The 20,455-nt window shown below is 66.1% G+C and carries 18 protein-coding genes; 9 read left to right on the plus strand and 9 right to left on the minus strand.

The window, feature by feature from the left end:
* Nucleotides 1-2: 2 nt before the first annotated feature.
* The 8 genes from DAAJ005_RS00060 to DAAJ005_RS00095 all read right to left on the minus strand — a co-directional run bounded on the left by DAAJ005_RS00060 (nt 3) and on the right by DAAJ005_RS00095 (nt 7,135).
* Nucleotides 3-761, minus strand: a complete 759-nt coding sequence (locus DAAJ005_RS00060; RefSeq protein ID WP_151845301.1) for a hypothetical protein — start codon at nt 759-761, stop codon at nt 3-5.
* 868 nt (nt 762-1,629) lie between these two features.
* Nucleotides 1,630-2,061 (minus strand): phage tail protein, encoded by a 432-nt coding sequence (locus tag DAAJ005_RS00065; protein ID WP_151845302.1) that lies wholly within the window; start codon nt 2,059-2,061, stop codon nt 1,630-1,632.
* Entirely contained in the window at nt 2,058-3,272 is a 1,215-nt protein-coding gene (locus DAAJ005_RS00070) for a phage tail sheath C-terminal domain-containing protein (RefSeq protein WP_151845303.1), read from the minus strand. Before DAAJ005_RS00070 ends, DAAJ005_RS00065 begins: the two co-directional genes overlap by 4 nt.
* Before the next feature lie 66 nt (nt 3,273-3,338).
* On the minus strand, nt 3,339-3,986 hold the full coding sequence (locus DAAJ005_RS00075) for a carboxypeptidase-like regulatory domain-containing protein (RefSeq protein WP_151845304.1): 648 nt from the start codon (nt 3,984-3,986) through the stop codon (nt 3,339-3,341).
* Nucleotides 3,987-4,759: 773 nt separating this feature from the next.
* Nucleotides 4,760-5,086, minus strand: coding sequence for a hypothetical protein (locus DAAJ005_RS00080; protein WP_151845305.1), 327 nt, complete (start codon nt 5,084-5,086; stop codon nt 4,760-4,762).
* Between the two features lie 2 nt (nt 5,087-5,088).
* On the minus strand, nt 5,089-5,760 hold the full coding sequence (locus tag DAAJ005_RS00085) for an AAA family ATPase (protein ID WP_192930684.1): 672 nt from the start codon (nt 5,758-5,760) through the stop codon (nt 5,089-5,091).
* Nucleotides 5,761-6,089: 329 nt separating this feature from the next.
* Nucleotides 6,090-6,668 (minus strand): PIN domain-containing protein, encoded by a 579-nt coding sequence (locus DAAJ005_RS00090; RefSeq protein ID WP_192930685.1) that lies wholly within the window; start codon nt 6,666-6,668, stop codon nt 6,090-6,092.
* A gap of 8 nt (nt 6,669-6,676) precedes the next feature.
* Nucleotides 6,677-7,135 carry a helix-turn-helix domain-containing protein gene (locus DAAJ005_RS00095; protein WP_151845308.1) on the minus strand — a complete coding sequence of 153 codons (459 nt, stop codon included), beginning with the start codon at nt 7,133-7,135 and terminating at the stop codon, nt 6,677-6,679.
* 169 nt (nt 7,136-7,304) lie between these two features.
* On the opposite strand from DAAJ005_RS00095, the gene DAAJ005_RS00100 reads away from it, so the two are divergent.
* Nucleotides 7,305-7,613 carry an HNH endonuclease gene (locus DAAJ005_RS00100; protein ID WP_151845309.1) on the plus strand — a complete coding sequence of 103 codons (309 nt, stop codon included), beginning with the start codon at nt 7,305-7,307 and terminating at the stop codon, nt 7,611-7,613.
* 115 nt (nt 7,614-7,728) lie between these two features.
* On the opposite strand, the gene DAAJ005_RS00105 is transcribed toward DAAJ005_RS00100, so the two are convergent.
* The gene (locus DAAJ005_RS00105; RefSeq protein ID WP_151845310.1) at nt 7,729-8,367 is read right to left on the minus strand and encodes a type IV toxin-antitoxin system AbiEi family antitoxin domain-containing protein; all 639 of its coding nucleotides are present in this window, start codon (nt 8,365-8,367) and stop codon (nt 7,729-7,731) included.
* A gap of 120 nt (nt 8,368-8,487) precedes the next feature.
* Between DAAJ005_RS00105 and DAAJ005_RS00110 the strand changes: the two genes are divergently transcribed.
* The 8 genes from DAAJ005_RS00110 to DAAJ005_RS00145 all read left to right on the plus strand — a co-directional run bounded on the left by DAAJ005_RS00110 (nt 8,488) and on the right by DAAJ005_RS00145 (nt 20,447).
* On the plus strand, nt 8,488-9,429 hold the full coding sequence (locus DAAJ005_RS00110; protein ID WP_226342326.1) for a tyrosine-type recombinase/integrase: 942 nt from the start codon (nt 8,488-8,490) through the stop codon (nt 9,427-9,429).
* A gap of 425 nt (nt 9,430-9,854) precedes the next feature.
* Nucleotides 9,855-10,379, plus strand: coding sequence for a hypothetical protein (locus DAAJ005_RS00115; RefSeq protein ID WP_151845311.1), 525 nt, complete (start codon nt 9,855-9,857; stop codon nt 10,377-10,379).
* Nucleotides 10,376-11,053 (plus strand): VWA domain-containing protein, encoded by a 678-nt coding sequence (locus DAAJ005_RS00120; RefSeq protein WP_226342327.1) that lies wholly within the window; start codon nt 10,376-10,378, stop codon nt 11,051-11,053. The genes DAAJ005_RS00115 and DAAJ005_RS00120 overlap by 4 nt, the downstream gene beginning before the upstream one ends.
* Nucleotides 11,034-11,792 carry a protein phosphatase 2C domain-containing protein gene (locus DAAJ005_RS00125; RefSeq protein WP_151845312.1) on the plus strand — a complete coding sequence of 253 codons (759 nt, stop codon included), beginning with the start codon at nt 11,034-11,036 and terminating at the stop codon, nt 11,790-11,792. The genes DAAJ005_RS00120 and DAAJ005_RS00125 overlap by 20 nt, the downstream gene beginning before the upstream one ends.
* A 10-nt stretch (nt 11,793-11,802) precedes the next feature.
* Nucleotides 11,803-13,176 (plus strand): hypothetical protein, encoded by a 1,374-nt coding sequence (locus DAAJ005_RS00130; protein ID WP_192930686.1) that lies wholly within the window; start codon nt 11,803-11,805, stop codon nt 13,174-13,176.
* On the plus strand, nt 13,163-16,450 hold the full coding sequence (locus tag DAAJ005_RS00135) for a DEAD/DEAH box helicase (protein ID WP_151845314.1): 3,288 nt from the start codon (nt 13,163-13,165) through the stop codon (nt 16,448-16,450). The genes DAAJ005_RS00130 and DAAJ005_RS00135 overlap by 14 nt, the downstream gene beginning before the upstream one ends.
* 121 nt (nt 16,451-16,571) lie before the next feature.
* Complete coding sequence (locus DAAJ005_RS00140; protein ID WP_151845315.1) at nt 16,572-18,035, plus strand: hypothetical protein; 1,464 nt, start codon at nt 16,572-16,574, stop codon at nt 18,033-18,035.
* Nucleotides 18,036-18,044: 9 nt separating this feature from the next.
* The gene (locus tag DAAJ005_RS00145) at nt 18,045-20,447 is read left to right on the plus strand and encodes an AAA family ATPase (protein ID WP_151845316.1); all 2,403 of its coding nucleotides are present in this window, start codon (nt 18,045-18,047) and stop codon (nt 20,445-20,447) included.
* The last annotated feature ends 8 nt before the right edge of the window (nt 20,448-20,455 follow it).

Below are 20,455 nucleotides of genomic sequence, written 5' to 3' on the forward strand. Positions count from 1 at the left end.
CGTCATGCCTCGTCCCTGGCGCCGACGGCGCGGCCGAAACCGGACAGGAGTGGGAGTTGGAGCACTTGGCCGGCGCTCAGTTCGAGGGGATTGACCAGCTGGTTGACTTGGGCGATCAACCGCCAGGCCGCCGGGTCACCGTAGGCCTCGAAAGCCAGGGCGTCCAGACGGCTACCGACGTTCAGACCGTCACCCTGGATCTCGACCGTGTCGGCCGGCGCCGGCGGCAGGCCGTCCAGGCCGGGCGGCCACGCGGTCCAGGATCTGGGCGCCGGGGGTTGCGTCTGCGCCGGCGTTGCCTGCGGGGCGGCCAGTTCGGGAATTCGGCGCAGACGCATGCGCAGCCAAGAGCGCTGCGGTGCGCCGCTCGCGGCAAAAGACTCGAAACGCTCGCTGATCGCCAGGATGACTCCGGGGACATTCCACGACTTGCCCCACAGAAACCGGACCCGGGCCAGCGCCGGTCCTGGTCCTCCTGCCTCGGCCAGTCGCCACAGCGGCCGCGTCAGTTCGCGGACGTCGCCGGCCCGCACCGGCTGCTCTTGCAGCGACGTGTCGAACAGCAGGTCCAGCTCCAATTCAGTCACGCCGCCCCCGGCGGCCAGCAGCGGGTCATCATCCTGGAGCCGGGCCCCGAGCAGCCCGCCCACGGACCGCCGCGCCGTGGTTCCCGCCTGTCGCTTGACGGTCAGTTGCTCGGGGTTGAGCAGACACGAGATCCGCTCGTTGCTGGATTCAATCAGGAAGTTGACCCGTTCCACGGTTCACCTGCCTGTTCCCGCTGCACCTCTTTCCAGCGTGCCCGGTCGCGCTGAAACGCCTGGAGATCCTCGGGAGCGTCCTCACGCAGCGGCAGGTCAGCCCAGCCGTCTGGCGCTTGGACGGCCCCTGGTGCGTCTGAGATCGTTTTCCGGGGCGCCTGGGCCGCCGCCAGTGCAGTCGTCATCAACACAGAGCGCCGGGGCTGATCCAGCCAGGCCACGCGGGGCACGGACGTAGGCATGGGCGCATCCATGGCGGCCATCGGGGCTATGGGAGGGACCGTGGCGGCAGCCCGGAAGACGTCACGTTTCGGTGATACGAACGGCGTGCGGGGCGGAGCGGGAAAGGCGGGCCTGATCCCATCGCCTGGGGCAGGAGCGAGACGTTCAGGCGGCCTGGGCGGATTGATCATGGCGTGGGAGCGGGGCAGCTCCCGCAGCTCAGAGTGGACGGTCAGACGAATCGGTGACGCCGCCGGCCAGCGTGGCTCTGCCGAACCGGACGCCGCGTCGACCGAGAACTGGATGCGTCCGGGACGCCCTGCAAGCATGTTCGCGGGCATGGCGACCGTCCCCGGGACAACGGCCTCCGGTGGTGTGGCTCGCGGAGGCGGCCGACCAGCAGGACGTGGGGCGGCCGGACGTGCCGGTTGGGAGCTGGGCGTGGCGGTACTCAGCCCTGTCCACTGGAGCTCAGGCCGGCGAACGTGCGCCAGCCAGTCCTTTGGCGGGGTCGAGGGGAGCCGCCCCGGCTGCATGGGCGGTGCGTCAGCCCGGTCGGGCCCAGTCTCCCACTCTTCGAGGCGGCGCGAGAGGGCCTGCACCCCGAGCCGGAGCCAGCGGCGCAGCCAGGAGGGCGGACGCCGGTTCACGCGCGTTCCAGCGAGTCGTACACGAGGGTCAGGTGTTCCAGGGCCGCGTCCTGACTCATGGCGTCCAGCAGGGCGCCGCGCCACTGCGACGGCCAGGCGTTCAGCAGGTTCCAGCGCATGACCTCGACCGTCCCCTGGGGGTCAAGCATCAGGATGGACACGTTCTTCCGGACCACCTCGCCCCGCACGGCGCTCATCAGCCAGTCCCACAGCTCGTGCGACTGGGTCAGGCCGTACTTCAGTTCCACATCGGCGTATTCCACCCGCCCAGGCAGGGCGCGGGTCACCTGGCCGTTGCCGCCCTCGCGGTAACGGATGACGCCGAGGCGGACGCCCAGGCCGCTGCACTGCGTGAAGTGTCCCTCGACCACGCCCTGGATGACGACTTTGAAGTTGTAGCTGCGGAAGGGGTCTTGGATCAGGGTCATGCGGAATCACCCAGGCTTTCGGTGTCGCTGCGTTGGTCCATCTGGCTCAGCCGGAAGACGATGAACTCTGCCGGTTTGACGGGGGCCACGCCGATCAGGGTGACGACCTGCCCGGCGTCGATCACCTCCGGCGGGTTGGTCTCACGATCGCATTTGACGAAGAAGGCCTCCTGGGGGGTCCGGCCCATCAGGGCCCCGTCGCGCCACAACCGCAACAGAAAGGCGCTGACGTCCCGGCGAATGGATTTCCAGAGCGTCTCGTCGTTGGGCTCGAAGACGATCCAGCGGGTGCTCAGGGCGATGGATTCCTTGATCATGTTGAACAGTCGCCGGACATTCAGGTAACGGAATTCGCTGGCACTGTCCGCCACGGTACGCGCCCCCCAGACCCTGACGCCCTCGGTCGAGAAGAACCGCACGGCGTTCACGCCGTGGCTGTTGAGCTGTTCCTGCTCGGCGCGGGTCAGGTGGTATGTCAGATCCAGTGCGCCGCGCACCGATTCGTTGGCCGGGGCCTTGTGCACGCCGCGTGTCGCGTCGGTGCGCGCCCAGATGCCCGCCATATGGCCGCTGGGGGGCACGTCCACCAGCACGTCGGTCTTGAGTGGATCCCGCACCCTCAACCACGGGAAATACACGGCGCCGTACCCGTCATCCGACTGTCGGGGCCGCAACCCCACCAGTGTGCCCGTGGGCGCTCTGGTGGCCGGGTCGGCGTCGCCGGGAGCACGGTCGGGTGCGGCGGATTTCGCCACGACCGTCAGGGCCATCACGTCCACAACGGCCAGCGGCGCGTCCAGAACCGCGACGCGGTCGCCCAGCTGCTCGCAGTGGCCGAGCAGGGCGTCGTAACTGGCCGCGTCGGTCAGGCCAGGTGCGGCGACGATGGCGACGTCGTCGCGCTGGGCCACTAGGTCCAGCGCCCGCATCAACTCGCCCGCGCTCCCCATGTTGACCACGTAACATCGCTGTCCTCCGTTCTGGAAGAACCCGAACACCGCCTGCGACAGATCGGTGCTCTCCTGCCCACCTGCGGCGTAACTTCGCTGGAATTCCGACCAGTTGGTCACCGCACGGATGTCCATGGGAAAGGCCTTGTGGTCGGGCGCGACTCCAATCAGGGCAGCAGTGCTCGTCCCGACCGCTTCGATGGGTCTGGGGCCACCCGGCACTTCTTCCACATAGACGTCGGGGGCCAGATAATTCGGCATGGAAGGTTCTCCTTCTGGGACCCGCAGACGGGCCGGACGCAAAGCGAGGTGAACAGGATGCGGCACCTATTTGGGCGGGAGAAGCGGGATCTGCCAGTCTGCGGGAGGAAGGGGCGGACGCGCCAAGACGTGCTGGTGGGCGGTCATGACCTCCACGGCGTCTTCTGGACGCACCACCATCTCGAACTGCCCGGAGCGGTCAGTGTAGATGGCGTCGCCCAGACCGTCCACGGTGATGCGGGCGCCGGCGACCGCCTGGCCGTCTCCATCGACCACCCGGCCGCGCCGCAGGGTGGCCGGCGAGGATGTCACGTGGATGGTGTGGCGTGTCGGGAACGGGGCCACCGTCTCGTCCAGCGGCACCGTGACGGGAACCAGCAGGGAGAAAGCTGGTTGGGGCGGCCAGCCCAGGGCCAGCCACAGCTCAGGGGCGACGTCTCCCAGCTCCACCTGGAACTCAGGCTCCTGCATGGCGCTGATCAGCAGTCTCCCCATCTGTTCCCTGACCGAATCGTCGGTGCAGGTCACCAGATAACGGAACTTGACCCGGAGCGGTGCGCGTCCCAGCGTGCGGGGCGGCGGCATGGGCAACAGGCCCAGCAGGGTGAACCGCACGGAGGAGCCATCCTCCCTGGGCGCATCCGAGAACTGTACGGGGTCCAGGCCGCGGGCAGCGGCCCAGCCGGTCAGTTGTCGCGTCACATGGTCAAACATGGTCAGCCTGCCTACGGATAGAGGTTGTTTGGTTCGACGCGGCGCAGGCAGGGATCTTTGCGCTAGGGCAGCCGCACGCCCGATGACACGAATAGAAACGACGATCAGTTCGGCGGGAAGGACTATTCGGATGGTGTGCCGAACTCTCCATGCTGTGCCTCCTCGAGTTGTGGCCGGTGTGCCGCACGGGTACCGTCTGTACCCCATGTCCAGTGTCGACATGCACCGTGACCGGACCGTGATCAGGACACCGCGAACCATCCATGTCGAGTTCGAGTGGAGCGGCCGCTCGCCGAAGACCCGTTGCTGGAAACCGGAGGAGTGCTCGAAGGGGATGTCGCGCCTGGCTGGAGCCCTGATGCCATGTCGTCCAGAATCGCTGGTGAGAAGGTGTTCGACGGCGTCGTCAGTGGAAAACGCGGATCACCAACATGAGGGTCGTCAGGCGAAGATGATCCGGCGTCCCCCCGTATTCGTGCTGAACATCCTGACTCTACTCCGCTCTCAAGCGTAGATAAAGCGCCTCAACCCGAGTCCGGAAAAACGCCCTACTCCATGGCCGAGATCCTGGGGGAGCGAATGTGCCGTGTCATCTCGACCGAAACGGACTGGGCTGGCGGGGAATGCAGCTTAAAGCCCTTGCGCCCGGTGGGCCACGAGGGAAAGAGGACATCGCCTCAAGACGGTTGCTGTCGCCAACGAAGCTGGGTGTCCGTCAAGCATTCCTAACATTGAAAGCAACGTTGAAACATATATTGAGATCAATATATGTTTCAACGTTGCTTTCGGCGTTCCCGTTCCAGCTTCTCTTCAACTGCATCGAGCAACCAGGCGTGCCGTGAGGCAGGTCGACGTCCCCTGGCCTGGGCGTGGCGCAGCCGGTCGATTTCCTGCAACGTACTTTCATAGACCCGCAACTGCACGTTTTTCAACTCGTCGGTGACAGTAGACTTGCCGCCCTCGCCCGAATCGGAAGCCGGCGCCATAGGCATAGAGGTGAGGTCGGCGGCCACGGTACCGCCGCGCCGAATGATTTCCTGCACGCGGTCCTCGGGAATATCGGCAGCGACCACACGCTTCGGAGCCCGGGAGATCGCCATGCCTACTCTCCCCCACTCGCAGCGGCCTGTGCCTTCTGGCCTACCACCTGCCGGTAGAGTCGCTCGAACTCCTGTGTCGCCTTGGAATCATGCGGGTGAAGCTCCAGCACACTCAGGCCCTGAGCTGCGGCGTTGGAATACGCCTTGCGGTTGCCGAGCGAGGTGTCCAGATACTCCAGGGCGTCGGTGTCTTTCAAGGCCTCGGCTGCGTCGTCGTTGTCGCTGCCCCGGGGATCGGCACGGTTCAGGAAGGCGTAGGCCCTCAGATCCGGGTTGACGGTCCGAATCTCCTCGATCAACCGGGCGACTTTTGCCAGGGTCCACACGTCGAAACTCCGGGGGTTGAACGGAACCAGATAGACGTCGGCCAGCGTGAGCGCTGCCCGCTGGCTGGTGGTGTCGCGGCCTCCCGTATCGACCACCACGTCCGCGAACTTGCTGGACAGACGCTGGAGTTCCTGGCGGGCCGCCTTGCCCGTCAACTGGACGGCGGTATAGCCCGCCTTCCCTTCCAGGCGTTCGTTCCGCCAGGCAGAGAAATCCGTGGCGGTTTCCTGATCGTCCGCGTCGACCAGCAGGACGTCGCGGCCGTCGCGCGCAAGCGCGACGGCCAGATTGGTCGCCACCGTCGATTTGCCGCTCCCACCTTTGATACCGCCCACCACATAGATCATGTCATTCTCCATTCCAGATCAAACGTCATCTGTAACGTTGAAATTGATCTGGCGTTCTGTTCAGTTTAGCAGACGTTCCGGGGTATCAGTCGGGATGCCGTGCAGACTGTCAACTCCGTCGCTTCGACGGAGTGAGTCATGTTGATCGAGACTCTAAAATAGACGTTTCCCGTAACGTTAAAACCAAGGTGATCATCGTCCAGGTTGAGAAGACCCGACGGACCTATGCGTGCCTGTCTCTCGTCCCATTCAACGTATGTCTGGCTTGCAAAAGCACGTTAAAACTCAAGCCAGATCAAACGTCATTCGTGACGTTGAAAATGACCTGCCTAACAGATGCCCTGGGCGGTCATGTCCTGCACGACGCTGGACGACTGTGGAAGCTGCAGGCGGGCGAGCCGCTCCGCCACTTCCGGAATCGTGACCGGGGGACGCCGGAACGGGGCCACGAGTTTGCGCAGCACCCGGCAGGTGGCTTGGAGATCCCAGGCCAGCACCGGAGCCAGCCAGAGGTCGGGATGAATGACCTGGGGCGCGCGGGCCGGAAGCGCATGACCCGGAAAATCACTCAGATTGAAGGTCAGCAGGTGGGGTGCGCCGCTCTGAATGGCGGCAGCCAGCACATGCCGGTCGTCAGGATCTGGCAGCGTCAGTTTGGAAATGAGGGGACGAAACCCGGTGACCGACGCTCCAGGAAGGGCCCGGTTCATCAGCGCCAGGGTCTGATCCAGCGGTCCACGGGGAAGACCACGGTCACGCACGAGGGCGTTGATCCATTCCTCGTTGACGTCTGCCGACCAGCGCAACCGGCAACGCTGCTCGATGGCGAGACGGATCAGCAGGTCGCGCAGCAGGGAAGGGTAGAGGATGTTGGCATCGCAGAACGCCTCCGGCGGTGCGGTGGTCAAACCACCGGTCACTTCAGCGTGGCCTTGTACTCCGCCGCATACAGGTCCAGATCCTCGGAGAGTTGGCTCAGGGCGTCTGCCGCCGCGTGGCGCTGTGCGCATTCCGTCTGGTACGCCAGCAGATCGGCCACCGCGATGCGGTGGTGCTTGCCGACCATGCGGTAGGGAATCTCGCCGGTCTGGAGCAGAGTGTTTACGACGTGGGGGCGGCTGACGCCCAGCAAACGCGCAGCACGTGCCGGCGTCACCTCTTCCTCGGTGGTCACCAGAGCCACCGTATGTCCGGCCCCCAGTTCCTGGAGCGAGGTCTGGAGCAACTTCGCCAGCAGCGGCGTGAGCGTAATCCGCTGGGCCTGCGTCCCCTCACCGAAGAGGATCTCCACCTGACCACCAGCCTGCGCGAGATGCTCGGCCAGCGTTCTGAGGTGTTCCCGATCTTCGTGTGGGGGGGTGAAAGCGATGGTCATACGAACAGTCTAGCGTAGTTAACTGAAACAACTGAAACCATGAGCATGAGAGGCTTCGCGAAAATAGATGTTGAAAATAACGTTGTTAGACACGTTATAATAACGTTGTATCTAGGATATTTTACAATGTTTGATTTTGCATGATTTTGCCGACTGGAGGCTGATAAAGGTGAGGCGATCAAAGAATTACGCTACGGTCAAAGATGTAAACACGGGTCAGCGCCGCAAGCTGCACCGCGTTCTGGCTGAGCATGCCCTGGGTCGGCCCCTGTTGCCCGGCGAAGTTGTTCACCACAAGGACGGCGACTGCACCAACAACGCGATCGAGAACCTGATCGTTCTTCCGAGTCAGCGCTACCACGCCCACATCGAGTACCACCTCCGCTGCACGCGGCGCGGCATGCCCTTTCTCTTCCCTGAATTGTTGAGCGGCGTTCAACAGGAACGGCCCGGCACGCTGTTTGAGTATCTCCACTGAGGTGTGGTGGTGCAGGCGTCAGGTGAAGATGATCGGTATCAGAACAAGCGGCAGGTCCGGATACCGGGTGCATTCCAGGTGCCGCAGCCGGGCCAGCACGGGCATCTGCTCCGGATCAGTGGTCCTGGTCATGGCTCAGCACCTCCAGATCGTGGCCGAGGATTTTCCAGACTCCCTGGTCTTTGCCCATCGCCACCAGGGTGTGGACAGAAGCCTCTGGGCGGCGGAGGTAGTTTTTCAATCCTTCAAGATACAGCTCCCGGCCGTACCGGGAGCTGTATCGCAGCAGATCGGTCAGCGTCTTTTCCGCCGTGTAAGTGGTCAGTGACCGGCCCCGCACGTCCTGCACGGCGAGACCGGCGCCGTAGAACTTGGTGCCGAAATAAAACACCTCCAGCCTCGGGTAGTCCAGCACCGGGCGGCGGTGGTTGGCCGGGACGGCGAACTGGAGGGCAGCGGGCCGGGTGGTGGTCAGTCCGTGCAGGTGCAGCGCGCTCACCAGGCAGGGCCGGGCGTACGGAAAACGGAGCTGGACCTCGAGGAGATCGTCTTGTTCTGACGGCACACTCTCCAGCCCACCAGTGTCGGCCAGTCGATAGACCCCCCGCTGGGGACGTTCGATCATGCCGCTCCGCAGCAGTCGGGTCAGGGTGGTGCCGGGGATGCCGGCGCCAGCGGCATCCCCGGCGGTCAGGTAACCGCCCCGACGCGCGAAGAGGTCCAGCACCCGGTCAGTCATGGGCGTGTCGTTCATAACTGTAGGAAGTGTATCAGACTACTCCTACAGTTCTGAACATCGACTGTTTGCATCTCTGAAGGCTTGTTTTCAGTCAGGGGCGCCGACCCCAGAGTTAAGTCATGTTAACTATGGGGTATGGGAATGCAACTGGATGTCTACCGTGTAGAGATTTTTGACCGGGCGAGAGCCTGGACAGACCTCAACCCTGAGGAGAGGAGACGGAGAGGAGTTGAAGCTTGCCGGGACCGGGACACCGAAGCGCTCTGGAGTCTGACCGAGGCTTACCTCACCCTATACGGCACAAGCGGAACAGGCACCACTCCACGAACCCTCAGAACGTATCGCTGGGCTGTAAATAGATTCCTCGACTATGCCGGGCATCAAGCGGTCAACCTCCTGCGCGCGACTTCAGCAGATGGGGTGCGGTTCGTGCGTGCGACGGAGGCTGAAGGGCTCAGCGCCTCAAGTACACGGGTGCAACTCGCCGGGGTTCGTCTGCTCTATTCGGCGCTGCGCTGGGCTGAGGTCACACAGGCTGCCCCTTTTTCAGACGTCAAACCGGTACGAGAAAAAACAGCACCCTGGGACAAGCGCACCCCCTACACCCACGAAGAGCTGCAGGCCCTCGTGGCCGCCGCCGACGCCCGGATGCGCGCGCAACTCCTGCTCTGCGCCCATGGCGGACTGCGGGTGAGCGAGACTCTAGATTTGCACTGGGACGACGTGACCATAGAGGCTAGAGTGCTGACGGTTCGCAACGGCAAGGGCGGCAAACAACGCCGGGTAGCGATGGGGGAGAGCCTGAAGACAGCGCTGGAGGCCCTCCCTGAAGGCGACTGGGTAATCGGGGGCAGCTACCCCGCTGCGGTCGAGCGCCTGCAGCGGCTCTGTACCCGCGCCGGCGTCCCTTACCGGGGACATCACGCGCTGCGGCATTACGCGGGTACGCGGTTGACACGGGAGGGAGCTTCACTCGACGATGTCGCCCGGCACTTGGGCCACGCGGCGCTGGAGACGGCGCGCATCTATGCCAAATGGAGCGATGAAGGGCTGAGGGGACGTATGGCGGGATGGTAGGCAGCTCAACAGAATTTCGGTCCTAGAACGTTTCGGCACTGCCCTTGCACCCGCCCGAAACCAGTTGCGAGCTGTTCAACGGAGTGCTGGACCACACGTTGGTGGGTGGGCAGCCCAGCGAATCAGGTCTGGGTCTCTTTTCCAACCTGCTGCGTGCGTAGCTCTGCAACGACAGTGCCCTGGACACGGCGTGAATGGGCCCAGATCTCTGTTCCCGGCCGTCGGGTCTTCGTGAGGCACCCTGGGCCGGCTCCAAAGTTTGCAGCAGTCCAGTTTCACCTGGTACAGGCCGATCCGGGGCACCCCGGTTCTTTACGGAGTCATCGCGACCGCCCAAGTCAGACAGCAGTGACAGGGAAAATACTTTGCTGGGGGCATGGGCTCACACCGCGATCGGACTCTGCAACTCTCGGCATCCTCCAACTTTGCCTTCTGCTGCCGTAAAACTCTCCTCGCACAGCGCGCAGCGGCGCTATCTTGAGGCGCACATGCCCAAATGGTCCGGCCGCGTCTTCTTTCCCACCTCCGGTGCTGCCAACCGCGCCCTGGCCCAGGGCCGGTATCCGCGTTTCCAGCCGGAGAGCTGGAAACGTCCGGACCGTGGCCCGCGACGTGACCTCCACCGGGAACAACTGGACAGCATCCTGATCACTCTGCAGTACGGCCTCAACCACATGTCCGCCCGCCATCTCCAGCTGCTGGAGACTCTGTTGCAAGACGCGGAAGAGCGCAACCGCCACCGTTGGGCACCGCAAACGCTGGGTGGCGTCTCAGATGGCCTGCGTTCCATCAAGGGCGAGTGGGGCCGGCGGCAGTCGATGCTGAACGGGGAGGTTTTGCTGGAGCGGTGGCCCACGGCGCTGCATCCCCGCAGCCTGACCAGTTGGTCGGTGCAGGATGCCTCCACCCTGGAGGACCGCTGGGCGCAGTTCATGGATGAGCCGTCGTGAGTCTCGCGGGCATCCTCAGTCAGATCACCGTTCAGGCTCCCCGTCCCCTGCCTGTCCTCCTGCTCATCGACGTGAGCGGCTCGATGGCGGAGGACGGGAAGCTGGCCGCGCTGAACACAGCGCTGCGCGACATGGTCCAAGCCTTCGGCGAGGAACGCACCGGCGGCGCGGAGATTCAGGTCACGGTGTTGACGTTCGGTGGCCGTGAGGCGCGCGTCCACCTTCCTCTACAGCCCGCGAGGGACGTGCGCTACGAGGTGATGGAGGCGGCCGGTCATACGCCCCTGGGGTCGGTGCTCGCCCTCGCGACCCGTATCCTGGAGGACCGCACGCTGATTCCTGGCCGTGCTTACCGGCCCACAGTGATCCTGGTGTCCGACGGCGTCCCCACCGACGACTGGGAAGAGCCGCTGGAGGCCTTGCTCGGCGCGCCGCGTGCTTCGAAGGCGCTGCGCCTGGCCCTGGCCGTCGGAGAAGACGCCGATCTCGACGTGCTGACGCGCTTCGCCGGAGACGGACAGGTCCGGCAGGCACACGAGGCCCGGCAGCTGCGGCGCTTCTTCCGTTTCGTGACCATGAGTGTGACCGCGCGCTCGCGCTCGGCGACACCGGATCAGCCGGTGACGTTGCCCGACCTGGGAGAGGACGACGGCTTTGACGACCTGGATGCCTGAGCAGAGCGTGCGCTTCGGCGCTTCGGTGACTGGCCCCGCCCACCGGGAAGCCGACCTCCCCAACCAGGACGCGTGGACGGCGGGGCAGTTCCGGACTGCCGACAGCACGGTGGTGCAGTACCTGACTGTCTGCGATGGTCTGGGTTCCCGGCCGCGCGCACGCGAAGGCGCGCGCGCGGCCACGCGTGCTGCCCGTCTCGCCATACGCCACTGGGGACCAGCGGCGCAGGCCTCGCCCGGCCAGCTGGTCCGGCTGGTCGAGCTGCTCTGGCGTCTAGAAGTCTCGGCACATGATCCCCAGACGTGCGCGACCACCTGTCTGATCGCGGCGGTGCAGACCAAAGGGGACTGTTCCCGCATCACGGTCGCCACGCTGGGTGACGGCCTCGCCGCATACAGCGAGAACGGAGTCGTGACGACGGTGGGTGGACGCGGGGACGGGTATGCCAACCAGACGGTCGCCCTGGGTACACCGCATCACATGGACGCGTGGGCCACCCGGACCTGGGAGACGGCGACCCCCTTCAGCTTGATGCTCGCCACAGACGGAGTCGCCGACGATCTGCGTCCAGCCGCCCTCCCGGCGTTCGTCGACTGGCTCGACGGTGTGGGTCGGCACACACCCCGGGCACGTGGTCCGACCCTGCGGCGGGCGCTCGAGCGCTGGCCGGTTCCCGGCCACAGTGACGACAAGACGATCGCGGTCCTGCAGATGCAGAGGAACCGAGGCAAAGAGTGAAGGTGACAGTGTGAAAGTAAAGGATGAGGGAGGACGCCAGCACGTCCTGACAGGCGAACTGGGGTCCGGTGGACAGGGTGTGGTGTACCTCACTGCGGACGACCGGTACGTGGTGAAGGTGCTCCGGCTCTCGGAAGCCGAGGCGCGCGAGAGCTGGACGCGCCGTCTGAGCAGCGTGCTGACACTGCCGCTGGAGGATCTACGAGTCACGCGCCCTATCCGGCTGCTCGCGCGGCCCAACGTCGGGTACGTCATGGAACGCGTTCCTGGAGCTCAGCCGCTGTCCACTCTGTCGGCCATTCCTCACGCGGCCCCCTCCGCCGTCGACTGGTACCGGGAGACCGGCAGCCTCCGCCGGCGGCTCACAGTCCTGGCGAGGACAGCGGGCGTGCTGAGCCGCCTGCATGCCCGGGGCATGGTGTACGGTGACCCCTCGCCCACCAACGTCCTGTTCGACGAAGCACTGAACGTGCACCTGATCGACGCCGATAACTTGCAGTACGCCTCTCGCCCCAGCGCGCAACGGATTCTCACCCCCTGGTTCGCCGCACCCGAGGTCTACGCGGGTCGCAGCGGCGTCAACACGCTTACGGACGCTTTCGCCTTTGCGGCGATGGCCTTCCAGGCCCTGACCCTGTTGCATCCCCTGCTCGGGGATCAGGTGAGCGAGAACAGTGCAGAGGCCGAAGAGGCCGCCCTGCGTGGGGAATGGCCCTGGGTCGATCATCCCGCAGATGACCGCAACCGGGCCCAGCATGGCCTGCCCCGCGCCGTGGTACTCACGCCCACGCTGCGCGGGCTCGCCCAGCAGACCTTCGGGGAAGGCCTGCTGGACGTGACGCGCCGACCGGGCCTCGCCAGCTGGGAAGAGGCCCTCTGGGAGGCGGTCGATCGTCTGTTGCGCTGCCCCGCATGTGGAGAGGACGCCGACCACGCTCTCCCGGAGTGCCCCTGGTGCGCCGCTCCGCAGCCTGGCCACGTTCAGGTCCAGGTCCACGTGGCCGACTCGGAAAGCGAGGCCCTCGCCCACACCCTCGGGCTGCCCCTGCCCGACCGTCCGGTCGCGCCCCTCATCTGCGGTCCCGGGCTCCCCTGCCTGGTTCTGCCCCGGCATGTCACCGGGCAGCCCGAAGGGCAGGCCCATGTGGAACTGGTGTTCGACGGTGAACGGCTGCAGGTGCGCAGCCTGGATGGCCGTCCCTATACCCTGCAACGAACACAGCGCGATAAGGACGACGTGTCCGTCGACCCGCAGGCCCGTCCGAAGCGGTTTCCCCTGCTGCCCGGCCGCAGCGCCTGGGAGTTGCACCTCGGGGAGTTGGATGGCCGTCACCGCTACCTGACCTTCGACCGGGTGCTGGAGGTGAGTCGTGCGGGCGCATGAGGTCTCGGCCGGCCATACGCAGGTCTATACCCTGGAACGCCTCACCGGCGAGGGTCAGCTGAGCAAGCAAGACGAGGTGCAGCTGCGCTATTCGGAGGCGATGGACGAATTCCTCGTGGTTGCTGAAGGGAGCCGCTGGACCGTGCGGGGGAGTGACGGTCCTGGTCAAGCGCTTCAGTTGATGGTGGCGCGTGGACTGCCGCACCTCGCTTGGGTGGCCAGTCTCCAGGACCGGCAGCTCACCGTGCAGGTTCACACCTTCCCACTGGGCTACCAGTTACCGGAACCACGAGTCATCGGTGTGGACGAGGTCATCATCGACCGGATGCGGCAGTTCGCCGGTACGCGACTTCAGGAACAGGACGTGGTGGACCTGCTCACCCGCGACCTGACCCTGCCGGTCCTGCCAGGCGGAACCATCCGTTTTCTCTACGCGGGGGCGCCCAACCGGCACCCGGAACGGGAGAAGGCACTGCGGCTGATCGGGAAGCGCTGGAACCTCGATGTGGTAGAGCATGACGGAGTCTGGCTGGCCTCACGCATCACCGAGCAGAAGGGAAAGCGCAGTCAGCGCCTTCCCGTGACCCTGCTGGAAGCGCCTTGGACGTTCCAGAGCGTCACCGTCGCGGCACGTGACCGGGAATGGCTGCGCAACCAGAACCTTTCCCAAGCGCTGGACAACCAGAGTTACCTGCACCTGTGGGAGCAGTACCAGAACATCGAGCGGGAGCGGAGCCTCAGGCGCGCCCGGGAACTGGGCGCGCTGCTGTATGCCCGTCGCCCAGAGTACCGGGCCGGCATCTGGCGCTTCCACGTCCAAGCCACCCCGGAACAGTTCGGCCTGCTGCGTCAGGGCGGCAACCTGACCCTGCAGGTCGCAGCCGAGCGGCCCGCGCACTTGCAGGAAGGTCAGGAACCCGTCACGGGCACGACACGTGGCCGGATCCAGGAATTCCTGGCCGAATTTGTTCGGGCCGACGAGGCGGCCGGCATCCTGGATCTGCGCCCGCTGGACCGCGAGGAGAGCGAGCCGCCGCCTGCCGGATACGTCGCAGTGAGTCTCCTGGGGGACCGTATGCAGTTTGAGCGCCGTGACCGGGCACGGCAGGCCATCGTGATGGCCGACACCCCGATGCCGCAGCTGGCCGCCCTGCTGGAGGGCCTGGAGGTGCCACAGCGCCGGCTCCAGCGCCAACCGGCGCTGACGCGCAGCAGCCAGGCGGACGCGGCATTCCGGGGAACCCCCACCACCCGGCAGATCGAGGCGCTCGACATCGCCCTGAACACCCCGGACATCGCCCTGATCCAGGGGCCGCCCGGAACCGGCAAGACGCGGGTCATCGCAGCGCTGCAGCAGCGGCTGGCCGAATTGAGCCCGGACCCCGGAAAACTCGCTGGCCAGACCCTGCTGACGAGTGCCCAGCACGCCGCCGTCGAGAACGCGGCCTCGGCCACCGTGGTCTTCGGGCTGCCCGCCGTGAAGGTGGGACGCAACCGGCGGGTCCGGGAGGAGTTCTCGGACGCTGTCGAACACTGGCGCCAGAGGACGGTGACGCAGCTGCGCGCGCAGCTGGCCGATCAGAACACCCTGCCCCTGGAGGTCCGGTACGCCCGGTTGAGGGACGCCGTCTTGAGCGTGACGACAGCCCCCAGTTCCCGTGACCGGATCAATGCCATCATCCGGGAGATCCTCGAGGTCGGGGGCGAGCACCTGAAGCCCGGGACGCGTGACGGTCTGCGCGAGCTTCTGGACAACCACGAAGTCTCGGCGGCGCCCGTAGAGCAGGACCTCGATTTCATGCGGGCCGCCGTTCGTGGCCTACGCACCGAGGAGGCCTCCTTCCTCGACGACGGAACGATCGCGGCGCGCCGGGTGCTGCGGCGCTTGGACGGCGCTCTTCTCCCCCCGGAAAGTGCGGCGTTGCTGGCACAGGCGGCCAGTTGGGACCACCCGTCGGCCCCACCCTTCTTGCCGCAGCTCGCCGAACTCAAACAGACCCTACTCGCACAGTTGCAGCCCCAACTCGCTTCCCGAGGACCACTCCAGGTTGGTGGCGAGGTGGAAACGGCGCTCAACCTCGCCCTGGGGGACCTGCGGGCGGAGGCCCGCAAGCAGGCTGGGGGACCGGAGACGGTGCTGCACGACCTGCTCGACGCCCTGGAAAACGATCCCCACGGCACCCGTGAGGCCGTCAAGAACTACACGGTCGTGCTGGCGGCCACGTGTCAGCAGTCCGCCTCGCAGGCCGTCCGGGAAATCCGCACGTCGCTGGGCAGTCAGACCCGGGTGTTCGAGAACGTCATCATCGACGAGGCAGCCCGGGTCCATCCCCTGGACCTGCTGATCCCGATGGCCCAGGCCGAGCGACGGATCGTGCTGGTGGGTGACCACCGGCAGCTTCCGCATCTGCTGGAACCCGACGTCGAACGGGAGTTCCAGCAGTCGGTCGAGGGGGCGCAGCAAGAAGCGCTGCACCAGAGTCTGTTCGAACGCCTGTTCAAGATCTTGCAGGAACGCGAGCAGCGCGACGGCATCCGGCGGGTCATCACCCTCGACCAGCAGTACCGCATGCACCCGGTGTTGGGAACGTTCGTGAGCGACACCTTCTACGCTGCCCACAACGCCCGCGAGGCCTTCGGCAACGGCCGCCCGGCCGAGGATTTCGTCCATGACCTGCCGGATTACCAGCAGGCCGTCGCCGCCTGGCTGGATGTGCCGCACGCCCTGGGCGCAGAGCGTGGTCGGCAGAGCAAGTGCCGGCCAGTGGAAGCCCGGGAGGTCGCGCGTGAGGCGCATCGCATCCTGAATGCCCGGCCCGACCTCTCGGTGGGAGTGATCTCCTTCTATGCCGAGCAGGTCCGGGAGATCTACCGTCAGATGGAAGGCCTGGGCCTCACGCAGCGGGGCGAGGAGAACGAACTGACCATCCACGCGGACTACCGGGAAACCTACGGCCCCGACGGCCGGCCGCAGGAGCGCCTGCGCGTGGGCACGGTAGACGCCTTCCAGGGGATGGAATTCGACGTCGTTCTGCTCTCGGCGACGCGGAGCAACGTCCTCCCGGCCACCACTCCAGCGCAGCAGCGTCGCCGGTACGGTCACCTCACCCTGGAGAACCGTCTGTGCGTGGCGATGAGCCGCCAGCAGCGTCTCCTGATCGTGGTGGGCGACGCCGGCATGCTCTGCGCGCCTGGTGAGGACAGTGCCGTACCGGCCCTCGACAGGTTCTACACCCTCTGCAAAGGACCCCATGGCCGTATCTTTTCCCACTGACGCCCGCATCCTGCGGTTCAACCCACGGCTCCCACCAGGACATCCGGGGAGTCGGCGTGACCTCCTGTGGCCTGTCTGGGCCTACCGGGTCGTGGTTCCAGTCACTGCACATCCGGAACGTATGGACCTGTTGCAACGGGCGGTCTTCGGCATGATGCTGCACGGTTTGGTCGAGCCGGAGGAGATCGCGGGTCGCCTCCAACTGCACCCGGACCTGGTGAGAATCATCCAGAAATACCTGCGTGACCGCAGCATGGTGGGGGAACATGGCATCGTGAAGGCCGACGCCGAACGCCGTTACCGAAGCGCCCGCTTCCAGCTGGACGAACAGCCCGACCGGTTCGTCACCGGTTACGTCTTCCAGGATCCCTTCAGCGGCCTGCTGTTGCCCCGACTGGTTCAGGCACTGGAAATTCCCGAGGTGACTGTCGCCGACGGCGGCTTTCCCCAGTTGCGGCTGGGCGAGCGGCTGGTCCGTCCGTTCGTCGAATTTCCGCCCCCTACACCGCCGGCGACGCCCTCGCCCGCCGATGTCCTGGGCGCGGCCGAAGCTTTTGCCCGCGCGCAGAGAAGGGTCCGGACAGACGTCGCACCAGACGACGACGAGCAGCCGGGCCGCAGTCCCCGGTTCCTCCAGCGGATGCAGCGGGTGAACTTCATCGAGGAGCGGCCCGAGCTGATGTTCCTCTCCACTTTCGTCTTCGGTGATGGGCCTGGCGCCTGGGAGGTGGCGGATCCTTTCGGACTCCCGACCAGCCCGCTGACCGCTCTGGCCCACCAGCGGATTCGGCATTCGAAGGGGCTCGCCCAACTGGTCGAGCGCCTGGGCGCAGTGGCTGCGGAGAAACCCGCACCGGCCCGGGACCCGGTAGAGGGCGCCCTCGCCGCACTGGAGCAGCGCTTCGGATTCGGGCTGGAGCGCCATCCTCTCCTACAGCCGCTGATCGAGGCTGAGTTGGGCCATCAGGAGTTCCTGGGCGCTCCCGTGGCGCAGCAGTCCCGTAAAGCCCGCGCCTCCCTGCAAGGAACCCGGTTGTTGCTCGAAAACCTCTTCCGCGAGCTCCGGGCGCGCTTTTCCACCGCTCAGGTGGAGCGCCAACTCGTGGACGGCGACCGCGACCACAACCTGCGGCGTCTGGAGCACGCGGCGGCCGCGCTGGGCTTCGAGACGCCACTGCCGTCCACGCTCACCAGCGTGAAGGTCGGCGACGTGTTCTGGATGGCCAACCGCGACCAGTCGGGCAAGCTGCGGCCGCTGCTGGCCGCTCTTTTGCTGAGCGCGCGCGATCATTCGGCCCATCCTCTGCGCGCGGCGGCCGCAGAGGAACCGTGCCTGCTACAGCGGCTGGACGAGGCCCTGGGCTGGTGTGGGGAAGCGGCCCATGCCGGCACCCCCAGCGTCGCGGTCGAGGAGCGCGCCTCTCCCGCGCTGGAAGTGGCGTACCTGGCTGTCCGCCACCTCTGCCCTCCCACACCCTCCCGGGAAGACGTGCACGCGACTTCCCCTTCCACTCCCGCAGCCGCCCAGACCCTGCGGGTGGCTCCCGAACCGCTGCACATCGGCTTCGACGATCTCGAAGCTTAGAGGAATTCCATGGCGAAGAAGAACAAGCAAGCCCGCTCCACCGCAACCCCACAACCCGCCCCGTCCAGCCCCACCCCTGCCGTGGCCAGCTCCATAGCGCAGATGGTTCAAGCGGCGCTGGGCCTTCACACGGAGGCCCTCGCGGGCGCCACCCTTGAGCAGCAGAGCGCTGCGGCGGAGACGGCCGCCGGCACAGATGTCCCCACTCCCGACCTGCAGGCGGCTTTACAGCAGGCCAGGGCCGCCCAGGAGCTGTTCCAGCAGCGCACGCGCGCAGCCGAGTCCCGCATGGAAGACGCCAACACCAAGGCCAGCGCCGCAGAGCGGCGCGGTGCTGAAATCCAAAAGGAACGTCAGGAGCTGGAGCGAGAACGCGCCGCCTTCCGAACAAGCAAGCAGGTGATCGAAACGGAAAGAGCGGCGTTGGTCACGCGGGAAGAGGAGTTGGCAGGCCGTGAGGCGGATGCCGAGGTCGGATTCCTGCAGCGCCGTGAGGTGGCCCTCCAGAACCTGCGCGCCGAGCTGGAGCGGCTCCGCACGGAGGCCAGCGAGGTGCACGGCAGCCTGCTGACAGAGCGGCAGGCCCACGAGAAGGAGTCGAGGCAGCTGCGCGAGGACCACGCCGCCCAACTGCACGGACGGGAGACCGAGTTCGGAACCCGGATCCAGGAAGCGCGGGAGGCGCTGGGCCAAGAGCTGCGGCAACTGCAGGAGGAGCAGCTCGAATCGAAGCGCCGCCTGCGCCTTCTGGAAGACGAGCGGGAGGAGTTGGGAGAGGAGCAAGGTTACCTCCGTGAGCGGGCCGAGCGTGCGGTGGCCGCCCAACTCGAGCGCGTGGAAGCGCAGGCACAGGCCCTTGAGCACCGGCTCGGGGCCGCCCGGGAGGAGCGTGACCGGCTGGCCGGGCAGCTCGACCAGCGGCAGGACGCCCTGCGCCAGTTCGCGGGCCGCACGCCCGAAGAGGTGCTCACGGAGCTGCTCGCTCTGCGGGCCGAACGTGAGCAGTTGCGCCAGCAGGTCGAGCGGAGACCCAGCGACGACGCGCTGCAACGGCTGCGCCTGCTGGAAACCGAACGGGGGGACTGGGAAGCCGAGCGGATGCAGGCCGTCCAGCGGGCGCAGGAGCTCGAGCTGCGGCTGCACCGCGCCAGTGTGGCCGTGACCGAACTGGAGACCCTGCGCGATCACAAGGTCAGTCTGGAGACGCAGACCACCCTGCTGCGCACCGCGCTGCGCGAACTCCAGGCGGACGTCGACAAGCACATCACGTCTGCCGAGGGCAAGGTCATCTTCCCGTCCTGCACAGACCTGGACATCCGGGCCGAACTGCACGAGCAGCCGGTCCTCGACCCCGAACGGCCGGACCTGCGGCCGTTCATCTCCGAGTTGCAGTTGCGGATCGCCTCCGATCCGCGCCAGCCGCTCCAGTACAGCTTGGAGACCCTGCGCAGTTTCGTGGCGGGGTTGGCCATGAGTCGGCTGCATCTGCTGCAGGGCATCAGCGGGACCGGCAAGACGAGCTTGCCTCTGGCCTTTGCCCGGGCCACCGGCGGCCTGAGCGCCGTGACCGAAGTGCAGTCCGGCTGGCGCGACCGTGCCGATCTGGTGGGGCACTTCAACGCTTTCGAGAAGCGGTTCTACGAGTCCGAGTTCTTGCAGGCGCTGTACCGTGCGTCACTGCCCCGGTACAGCGACACGCCCGTGATGCTCGTCCTCGACGAGATGAACCTTTCCCATCCCGAGCAGTATTTCGCCAGCATCCTGTCGATCCTCGAGAACCCTGAGCGCAAGCAGCTCGCGCTGATGGAAGCGCCCGTCTCGCCCGCTCCCGCGCTGCTGCGCGACGGCCGCATCCTCGACCTGCCGGAGAACGTCTGGTTCATCGGAACCGCCAACCATGACGAGACCACCAAGGACTTCGCGGACAAGACGTACGACCGCGCCCACGTCATGGAACTACCCCGTCATTTCACCAGCGTCACGCCGGCCCGCCTCCCCGACCGTCCTCCTCTGGCTTACAGCGCCCTTCAGTCGGCTTTCGGGCAGGCGAGGTCGGAATATGCCGAGACGGCGGACCAGGCCTACCGCTACCTGAACGGCGAGCTGTGCAGCCTGCTGCAAGACCGCTTCAGCATCAACTGGGGCAACCGCCTGGAGCGCCAGATGAAGGCGTTCGTGCCGGTCATCGTGGCGGCCGGCGGCACCGTGTCGGAAGCGACGGACCATATCCTGGCCACGAAGATCTTGCGCAAGATCCAGAACCAGTTCGACGTCCGTCCGGAAGACCTCTCCGAACTGCAACGCCACCTCGACCGCACCTGGCGTCAGTTGGGTGCCGGTGATCCGGTCCAGTCGATGAGCAGCATCGGCCGGGTTCAGCAACGCCTCGGTGTCGGGCCCGTCCTGGCATGAACAGGGCC

This window comes from Deinococcus sp. AJ005 (assembly GCF_009017495.1).
Lineage (GTDB): Bacteria > Deinococcota > Deinococci > Deinococcales > Deinococcaceae > Deinococcus.